This window comes from Leptodesmis sp. (assembly GCF_052746595.1).
In genome coordinates this window covers 21,838-29,224 of record NZ_JBRAGO010000059.1, presented here as the reverse complement: position 1 = coordinate 29,224, position 7,387 = coordinate 21,838, and the positions used below count along the sequence as shown (strand labels likewise).

Annotated in this window: 10 protein-coding genes and 1 pseudogene; 5 read left to right on the top strand and 6 right to left on the bottom strand. The window is 48.4% G+C overall.

Annotated elements, in window-relative coordinates:
- Positions 1-180: 180 nt before the first annotated feature.
- The 4 genes from ACUVQO_RS13960 to ACUVQO_RS13945 all read left to right on the top strand — a co-directional run bounded on the left by ACUVQO_RS13960 (position 181) and on the right by ACUVQO_RS13945 (position 2,258).
- Positions 181-462, top strand: coding sequence for a hypothetical protein (locus ACUVQO_RS13960; RefSeq protein WP_445926444.1), 282 nt, complete (start codon positions 181-183; stop codon positions 460-462).
- Between the two features lie 3 nt (positions 463-465).
- Positions 466-597: a hypothetical protein gene (locus tag ACUVQO_RS13955; protein WP_445926445.1), complete on the top strand. Its 132-nt coding sequence runs from the start codon at positions 466-468 to the stop codon at positions 595-597.
- The gene (locus ACUVQO_RS13950) at positions 594-932 is read left to right on the top strand and encodes a hypothetical protein (RefSeq protein WP_445926446.1); all 339 of its coding nucleotides are present in this window, start codon (positions 594-596) and stop codon (positions 930-932) included. Before ACUVQO_RS13955 ends, ACUVQO_RS13950 begins: the two co-directional genes overlap by 4 nt.
- A gap of 81 nt (positions 933-1,013) precedes the next feature.
- Entirely contained in the window at positions 1,014-2,258 is a 1,245-nt protein-coding gene (locus ACUVQO_RS13945) for a tetratricopeptide repeat protein (protein ID WP_445926447.1), read from the top strand.
- A 75-nt stretch (positions 2,259-2,333) separates the two neighbouring features.
- Here the strand turns inward: ACUVQO_RS13945 and ACUVQO_RS13940 are convergent, their stop codons facing one another.
- The 3 genes from ACUVQO_RS13940 to ACUVQO_RS13930 all read right to left on the bottom strand — a co-directional run bounded on the left by ACUVQO_RS13940 (position 2,334) and on the right by ACUVQO_RS13930 (position 3,790).
- Complete coding sequence (locus tag ACUVQO_RS13940; protein WP_445926448.1) at positions 2,334-2,507, bottom strand: hypothetical protein; 174 nt, start codon at positions 2,505-2,507, stop codon at positions 2,334-2,336.
- Positions 2,483-3,232, bottom strand: a complete 750-nt coding sequence (locus ACUVQO_RS13935; RefSeq protein WP_445926449.1) for a DUF4058 family protein — start codon at positions 3,230-3,232, stop codon at positions 2,483-2,485. Before ACUVQO_RS13935 ends, ACUVQO_RS13940 begins: the two co-directional genes overlap by 25 nt.
- A gap of 234 nt (positions 3,233-3,466) precedes the next feature.
- Positions 3,467-3,790 (bottom strand): type II toxin-antitoxin system VapC family toxin, encoded by a 324-nt coding sequence (locus ACUVQO_RS13930; protein WP_445926450.1) that lies wholly within the window; start codon positions 3,788-3,790, stop codon positions 3,467-3,469.
- A 461-nt stretch (positions 3,791-4,251) separates the two neighbouring features.
- On the opposite strand from ACUVQO_RS13930, the gene ACUVQO_RS13925 reads away from it, so the two are divergent.
- Complete coding sequence (locus tag ACUVQO_RS13925; RefSeq protein ID WP_445926451.1) at positions 4,252-5,289, top strand: C39 family peptidase; 1,038 nt, start codon at positions 4,252-4,254, stop codon at positions 5,287-5,289.
- Here ACUVQO_RS13925 and pip read toward each other — a convergent pair.
- From pip to ACUVQO_RS13910, 3 genes and pseudogenes are all read right to left on the bottom strand, one after another.
- Positions 5,275-6,225, bottom strand: coding sequence for a prolyl aminopeptidase (gene pip / locus ACUVQO_RS13920; protein ID WP_445926452.1), 951 nt, complete (start codon positions 6,223-6,225; stop codon positions 5,275-5,277). The genes ACUVQO_RS13925 and pip overlap by 15 nt on opposite strands.
- Positions 6,226-6,464: 239 nt before the next feature.
- Positions 6,465-6,658 (bottom strand): annotated as a pseudogene (gene nifT / locus ACUVQO_RS13915) (putative nitrogen fixation protein NifT).
- 65 nt (positions 6,659-6,723) lie between these two features.
- Positions 6,724-6,867, bottom strand: a complete 144-nt coding sequence (locus tag ACUVQO_RS13910; protein ID WP_445926453.1) for a nitrogen fixation protein NifZ — start codon at positions 6,865-6,867, stop codon at positions 6,724-6,726.
- Positions 6,868-7,387 lie beyond the last annotated feature (520 nt).

Here is a 7,387-nt window from a genome sequence, read left to right as displayed (position 1 = left end):
AATTGACCAGCCCAATTTTGCCCAGTTTTCGCTGCCTGGTGAGCCAGCTTTTCTAAGGGGCCAACTGTTGCTGTCTAGGATTGTTGGGGTTAAGGCTCATACTAGGAATTTGTAACACTTTGCGAGATCGCCTCAACTTTTGCCATAGTAAAGAGAATCAAGTGAGATTGAGGAAGTGCTATGGAACCTGTAACCTTAGCAGCAGGCTCGATCGCCCAACTTGCGTTCAATGAATTCATCAAGTCGAGTACGGGGGAAGCCGCTAAAAAGCTGACGGGAGAAGCATTAGCAAAAGCAAATGAGCTGCGAAAGGCAATCTGGGCACAATTCAGGGGGAACGCACGGGCTGAGACTGCCCTGGCTAAGGTGGAAAAAGAGGGAACTCCTGCGGCTTTAGAAAAGGTGACAAAGTACCTCGACCTGGAAATGGATGAAGACCAGACATTTGCAGCGGACGTGTAGCAGATGGCCAATCAAATTATCAATGTCCACAATCAAACCGCCGATGTGGCTGACCGGATTTATCACCAAAATGCTGGACGAGACATCTTCAATATTGAGGATGCAGGACAGGGCAACAAGTATGGTGGGTCTTGAGTGTGGGGCCAACGGGTGACCAAAACGCAGACCGTGATATTTTTAACGTCAAACAGGGAGACGTTAATGTCTACAACTATGCACCCTTGACGGAGATCGATGTCACGCTGGATGAAACACTGCCGCCCTACTATCACTGGCAACCGCGCCAGGAAGAACAGCAAATTCTGGCAGACCTGACGACGGATGTGCGATTGATTCAGATCTTGGGGGTAGGAGGCTACGGTAAATCTGCATTAGCAGCGCGTGTGTTTGAGCAGGTCGAGGGGTTTCATAAAAAATTCTGGGTCAGCTTTCGTCCTTTATTTTCTGAGCAAGAGTTTCCACCGTTTTAGGTCTTTGGGCGATGGTTTGGGCGATGGTTTGGCTATCAGCCCAGTCCTGATTGGACGGATGCTCAGCTCACGACGGAGGCATTGAATCGACTGGCCCAACAACGATGTTTGCTGGTGCTGGACAATTTAGAAACGCTACTGGAACCAACTGGGCAGTGGCGAGATCAGGGTTACTACCATTTCTTTCTACGTTGGTTTGAAACGGGGGGGCGGAGTATACTGCTGATCACCAGTCGGGAACGCCCTGATTTGCCAGCGAATCAGCTTGGCCACACTCGCTCCTACTCCATTGGCGGACTGCCTGTTGAGGCAGGGGTAGCCTTGCTCAGGGCGCAACAGGTGCAGGGCAATGAGCCAGAATTGCGGGAGTATGTGGTCGCAGCCGATGGGCATCCGCTGTTGCTGAATCTGACCGTCGGTTTCTTGAAAGAGGTAGCTGGAGATCACCCGCCCATTTCTGGGTTGCAACGGGCGGACTTGAATCTGCTGAAAATCGTGGGACTGCACCGGGGCGATCCCCAGACCAGTATTGAGATTGTGTTAAAGAAAAGCCTGCGGCGGCTAGATGAAACGCTGCTCGCAGTTTTGTTTGAGGTTTGGGCCTTTCCCATGCCCTTTACCCAAAAACTGTTAAAAATTGCCAGAGACTCCAGTGTGACCGAAGCTCAACTGCGACAACTGGCTAAGCGGTCATTGTTGCAAGAAACTTATCGTCCTGAAGGCTGGACATTTCAATTTCAGCCCTTGATTCGCACCTATTTGCAACAACAACTCCTAGATGTTTATCGCGCTACAAACAATCGCCTGGGGGAAGCCAACACGTTACAAGCGATCGGCGATGTGCTGCAATTTCTTGACCGTCGCAGCGAAGCCTTGACGAACTATGAGCAGGCGATCGGTCTGTATCGGGAAGTGGGTGATCGCCTGGGGGAAGCCAACGTTCTGCAAAAGTTTGGTAAGTTGCAGGAAGACCCACAAGCAGGCTTAGGATATCTGCAACAGGCACAGAGCATTTATGAGCAGATTGGCGATCAATACAGCCAGAGCCGCAACCTACTCTTTGTGGCTGCTTGCCAAATCCGGCTGCAAAAGATCGATGCCGCCATTGCGACCCTGCAACACTCCGCTGCACTGGCCAGCACAATTGGTTACGAACCGTTGCAACAATACGCGCTCGATCGCATTACTGAACTGCAACAGCCCGCTCCTGCTCCAAGGGCACAATTGTCAGTTTTCGTCTCCCGTTTAAAAGGGTGGCACTACATTTTATTAGGAGTGTCAGCATTGATTTTGGTGCTGCTCATCCAGTGGATAACTCACAAATAACACGTTCCAGGGAACGGAAAGGACATGGGCGGGGTAACCAGTTCTATCGCAACATACCCTCATTTATAGCGGTTTTCACTGGGGCAAACGCGATCGCTGTTGGTTGTGGGTAGAGGGCGATCGCAGATAGACGCGACCCAACCATCCGGCGGGGGGTACAGGTAGCCAGGGTGAGATCGACTCAGGAACCCGTGCGATCGCCCCGCTGGTTGGACATGGCCTGTTTAACCCATGATCGTCTTCAGCCATCGCTGTTCGGCATCAGATAACGGCGGTGGTGACGGTTGGCGACTGTAATCGATCGTCAAATCATAGTCGGCTTCCTCATAAACCTGATGGATCGCCTGCGATAAATCCAGCGGTACATCCGCATCAGAGGGCAGCAACGGAATCGGGATGGTCGGCAATGGCTCCTGCATGTTCAGCGCCCACACAGCGATGCGATCGCCGGCACGAGTGACGCTAATACAGTAATGAGACTTGGGCAGCAAAGACTCCACAATGGCTCGCCTGCCGCGCCGAATCAAGTCAATCTCAACCAGATGCACTCCTGATCGGATCAGGCGATCGCGCTTTTGTTGGTACTGCTCAAAACCAAGCTGACGTTTGTTTGCGTAGAAGAGAATTTCGATACAGGTGACCAATCGATTGCCGGTTACTTCTCTCACTTCAACCGTGGGAATTCGCAGCGTGATGGGCGGTGGGAGAGTTAGGGTTGCTGGGGTAAAAACAGCCGTTTGTTCTTTGGTCAAGCCAGAAGAATCGGATGTTTTGACCACTTCCACATCCGGATAGATGATTCCCAATTCCTCACTTGAACTGGTATCTTGCACCGTGGACACTTCCAGCCGTGCGGCATAACGAGGTCGCAGCAGCGGCGTTAAGAGTGCGCGAATCCGACTGGCTAATGCACTGTGCAAGTCTTGAAACAAATATCCTTCCAGATAAGGGTTCATGCCTGGAAACTGGGGCATGGGCTACCCCAGCGAGTTCTGAGTGAGCTTGACTGTCAGAATGCTTTCATTATGAATGATACCCCCTCGTTCTGTGAGCACGCGATCGCGGTTGGTCGTAATTAGGACTTGCTGAGGAAGTCTAAAAGGCTTACTGAGTATCCAGCATCAGGACACGAAGCCTGCCTGGACAAAATGACGCACCCGAAGGGATCAGCTTCGCTGCGCGCCTGTTACGGCATCGGTCAGGTTTTGCTATTGCATGACCACGAAGGAAATACAGTCAGTTAAGCCCCAGCCTTTATCGGGGCGGGATTGATAGAGAGCGAGGGCTTGCATCAGGAGTTCGGTATCGACGCTGACGATTTTGATGTTGTCGGTACGATAGCACTGCTGGATGAATTGAACGGCTCCGTTGCGGTTGAATACGCTCAAGGCATTACCAACTTCAGCAAAGATGGCTTCTGTGATCCAGACTTCGGAGGCGGTACGAACACGGGGAAACAATTGTTTGGCCTGGTTGTGATAGTCGTCGCGGGGATTGAGCAGGGCTTGAATGAATGCGGTGTCGAGAAACAAGCGCTCATTGCTTATGATTCAGGTTCCTGATGTTTGGGGGTGCCGTAGAGGTAATGATCATGTTCGGCTGACCAATCGGCAGGGGCTTCAACGGTTCCAGTGAGGGATTCTCATACATCCCAGGCATTATCAGAAGATTGTAAGTGTTGCTGGTGAAGAGTCGTGACAAACTGTCAAACCTTTTGTTGCAGGTCATCTGGCAAATTATTCATTTCTTCAAGGACTTTTGTAATGATGGGACTACTCATAATTTGTTTCTCTAAAGTTCTTCAAAAGGAGGAGAGGTAGCTGAATTCTGACAACTCTCACTCTGGCATTTTGACACAATCATCTGTGATGAATTCGCTGGCATCGGTGACACAGGGCGGTAAACAACAAAGTCTTATTACTTTCGGCACAAAATGCCATGCTGAACGGGGAAAATTACAGTGACCCCTCGCACAGAATATACGGATAGAGTCATGCCCATTCAGCTTAAAGTCATTCAGGATACGCTTTTCAAGCAAACCACGGAAAATGCCTCCCAACTGCCACCAGAGGATAAGGTTTCGGTCGCTGCTGGGACGATTCTGGATATTCATTCCTGGAAAGTGGTGAACCAGAATCACCTGAGAGTTGCTTTATTCGGCAGTTTTTTAGGAACGCCACCCCGCAATACCTGGTGTGTGTTTACTCCCCACGTTCAATTATTCAGACCTCCCAGCTTAAAAGTACTGCGCAATACAGTCTTCAAACAGGCTCCTGTCGATTCTTCCCAACTCCCTGCGACAGACAAGATAGCCATTCTGGCAGGGAGAGTGTTTAATTTGCAGTCCTGGGCAACGGCCAACAATAATCACTTGAAACTAGCCCTGCTTTGGGACGCTTATGGTAATCCACCCCGAAACACCTGGTTTGCCTATGCCCCTGATATTCAGTTCATCAATACCCAGCCTGTCGTTGTTCCCATTCCTCCTCCTCCTCCCTTCGATAACTTACCCAGTAGCAAGAATCTCAACATTCCCTATGATAGTCAGTTGGACAATGAGTTCAATCCTACCGGGGCGTGCAATGTCACTTCTTTTGCAATGGTGATGACTTATTTTCAAATCAAAGGGACAGGGACAGGGCAACTAGCCGACGAACTCTATCAATACATGGAAAAAAATGGCTTGAGCCGTTGGGAACCGAATGACTTAGCCAAGATGGCAGCCGCCTATGGACTGGTGGATGAGTTCACGATGCGAGGTCGATTATCCGATTTGCGGAAGGCGATCGCAGAAGGACGGCCCTGCATTATTCACGGCTATTTCACCAGCTTTGGTCATATTATTGTGGTGCGGGGATATGACCCGTATGGCTTCTTCGTCAACGATCCCTATGGCCAGTGGACTTCTACTGGCTATCGTAATGATCTGTCTGGGAAAAATCTGTACTATTCCAACCGTTTAATTCAAGCCAAATGTTCCCCCGAAGGTGAAGATTATATCTGGTTCCATAAGTTGTCAAAAAAACGATGAGAAGCGATCGCTGGCCTCAATTAAGGCACTGCGAATGCCCGGTTCCATCATCGAATGTCCAGCATCGGGGATGATGATGAATTCTGCTTCTGGCCATGCCTGGTGCAGTTCCCAGGCAGACACCATTGGACAAACCACATCATACCGGCCCTGCACAATCACTGCCGGAATATGGCGGATGCGATCGACCTTTTCAATCAACTGGTTGTCTGACTCAAAGAAGCCTTTGTTCATGAAGTAATGGCATTCAATGCGAGCAAAGGCAGCGGCAAACTCATCTGCTGCAAAGGTACTGATTAAAGCCGGATCCTGAAACAGTTTGCTGGTGCTGGCTTCCCAGATTGACCAGGCACGGGCGGCTGTGAGTTGCACAGTGCGATCGGGATCCGTCAGACGTTTGTAATAAGCCCTTAATAAATCTTGTCGTTCATTGGGTGGAATTGGTTTCAGGTATTCTTCCCAAGCATCGGGGAAAATATAACTGGCTCCTTCTTGATAAAACCAGTGAATCTCTTTCTGCCGTAATAAAAAAATACCCCGTAAAATCAACCCTAAACAGCGTTCTGGATGAGTCTGACTGTAGGCCAGAGACAAGGTACTACCCCAACTGCCGCCAAATACCACCCATTGATCAATTCCTAAATGGGTTCGCAGGGTTTCCATATCTGCCACCAGATGCCAGGTGGTATTCTCTCGCAACTCAGCGTGAGGAGTACTTTTGCCGCATCCCCGTTGGTCAAAGATAATGATCCGCCAACGATCGGGGTTGAAATATTGCCGATACATAGGAATGCTGCCTCCTCCCGGCCCCCCATGCAGGAAAACAACAGGTTTGCCCTGGGGATTCCCAGATTGCTCGTAATAAATTTGATGCAAGTCGGAAACCTGCAACATCCCTGACTGATAAGGGGTAATCGGCGGATACAGCTCTCTCATGACATGGTTCAGCCCAACGGTTTGCTGAATCCATGCTACAGCTAGATTGGGGAATCTTAATTTCTAGTTCCTCTGAAACCATTCCCAACCGCAAGTATTTGAACTTACCCCGCTCTCCAGCAAAGCCCAAAAATTGTCCTTCAAAGTTAAATTCCATGCGTTAGGGATGAGAGTAGCTCATAGCTCGGTGTGTTAAGCCCACATTGAACTTAACATTCAAAACTGATACTCAAAACTTCTCAAGCAATCCTTCTAGCTTCTACTGTTTGCGGCAACTTCAGCAGTTCTTGCAGATCGGCGATCGCGAGTTCCCAGCCGTTAGCCAGTGTAAAGATTTTTTCGTTATCTTTTTTAGCTTCTTTGACAACTTCTTCTTCTAAATCTTTTTGGCTACATAGACTGTGAGATGACCAAGATTATTACGGCGTAACATGACTTTCATTAATTTTCCTCTGCAGATTCAAGTTCCTTGTAGCGACAATCGACAACATAGCCTGTTTACATAAAATGCACGGCATAAATGTAGTAACTTTGCAAATAAGTTCCAATACTGACGATGTAGCCAACATCACCCTTTTTAGCCAAGATTACGCCAATATCTTTTCTGGAAAAAGTATCATCATTACGAATTAGCTTTCGCAATCACATTTTTTGACCAATATCAAAAATAGGGAGAGAATCGATTTTAATTTTATTGGTTTGTATGGGATCTCATAGTGAAGGGAGAACAGGGGTCAGGAATTAGTCTAATTTGAAAAGCGGCAGAAAACTTGTAGGATATGTAGTTTGCAAGATGGATTGGTGATCACATAGAGATCTAATAGGCAACGATTAATCACAGTACAATCCATTATAATTTGAATTACCTTGTAGATGGCTACAGTTAATGACTGGATATAGTGAAAGTTTTAATCCTATGACTATAGAAAACTCGCGTGAGAACCCCGGTCTTTTAAGCCGGGGATGAAACGCAGCCGCAGGCTTTAGCCTGCCCGTTACTTACCAGTCTGAGATTTGATGTACTGCTTAACAGTGGCAGTTGATCAGGAAAACCGCGTTCCCCTCATGCCGATACTCATGATCTTTAGCTGAGAGTTTAGCCATAAATTTATACTCATTTTTGTTGCTCAGTGCTGGTATCACAACGAGTAAGGAGATAATA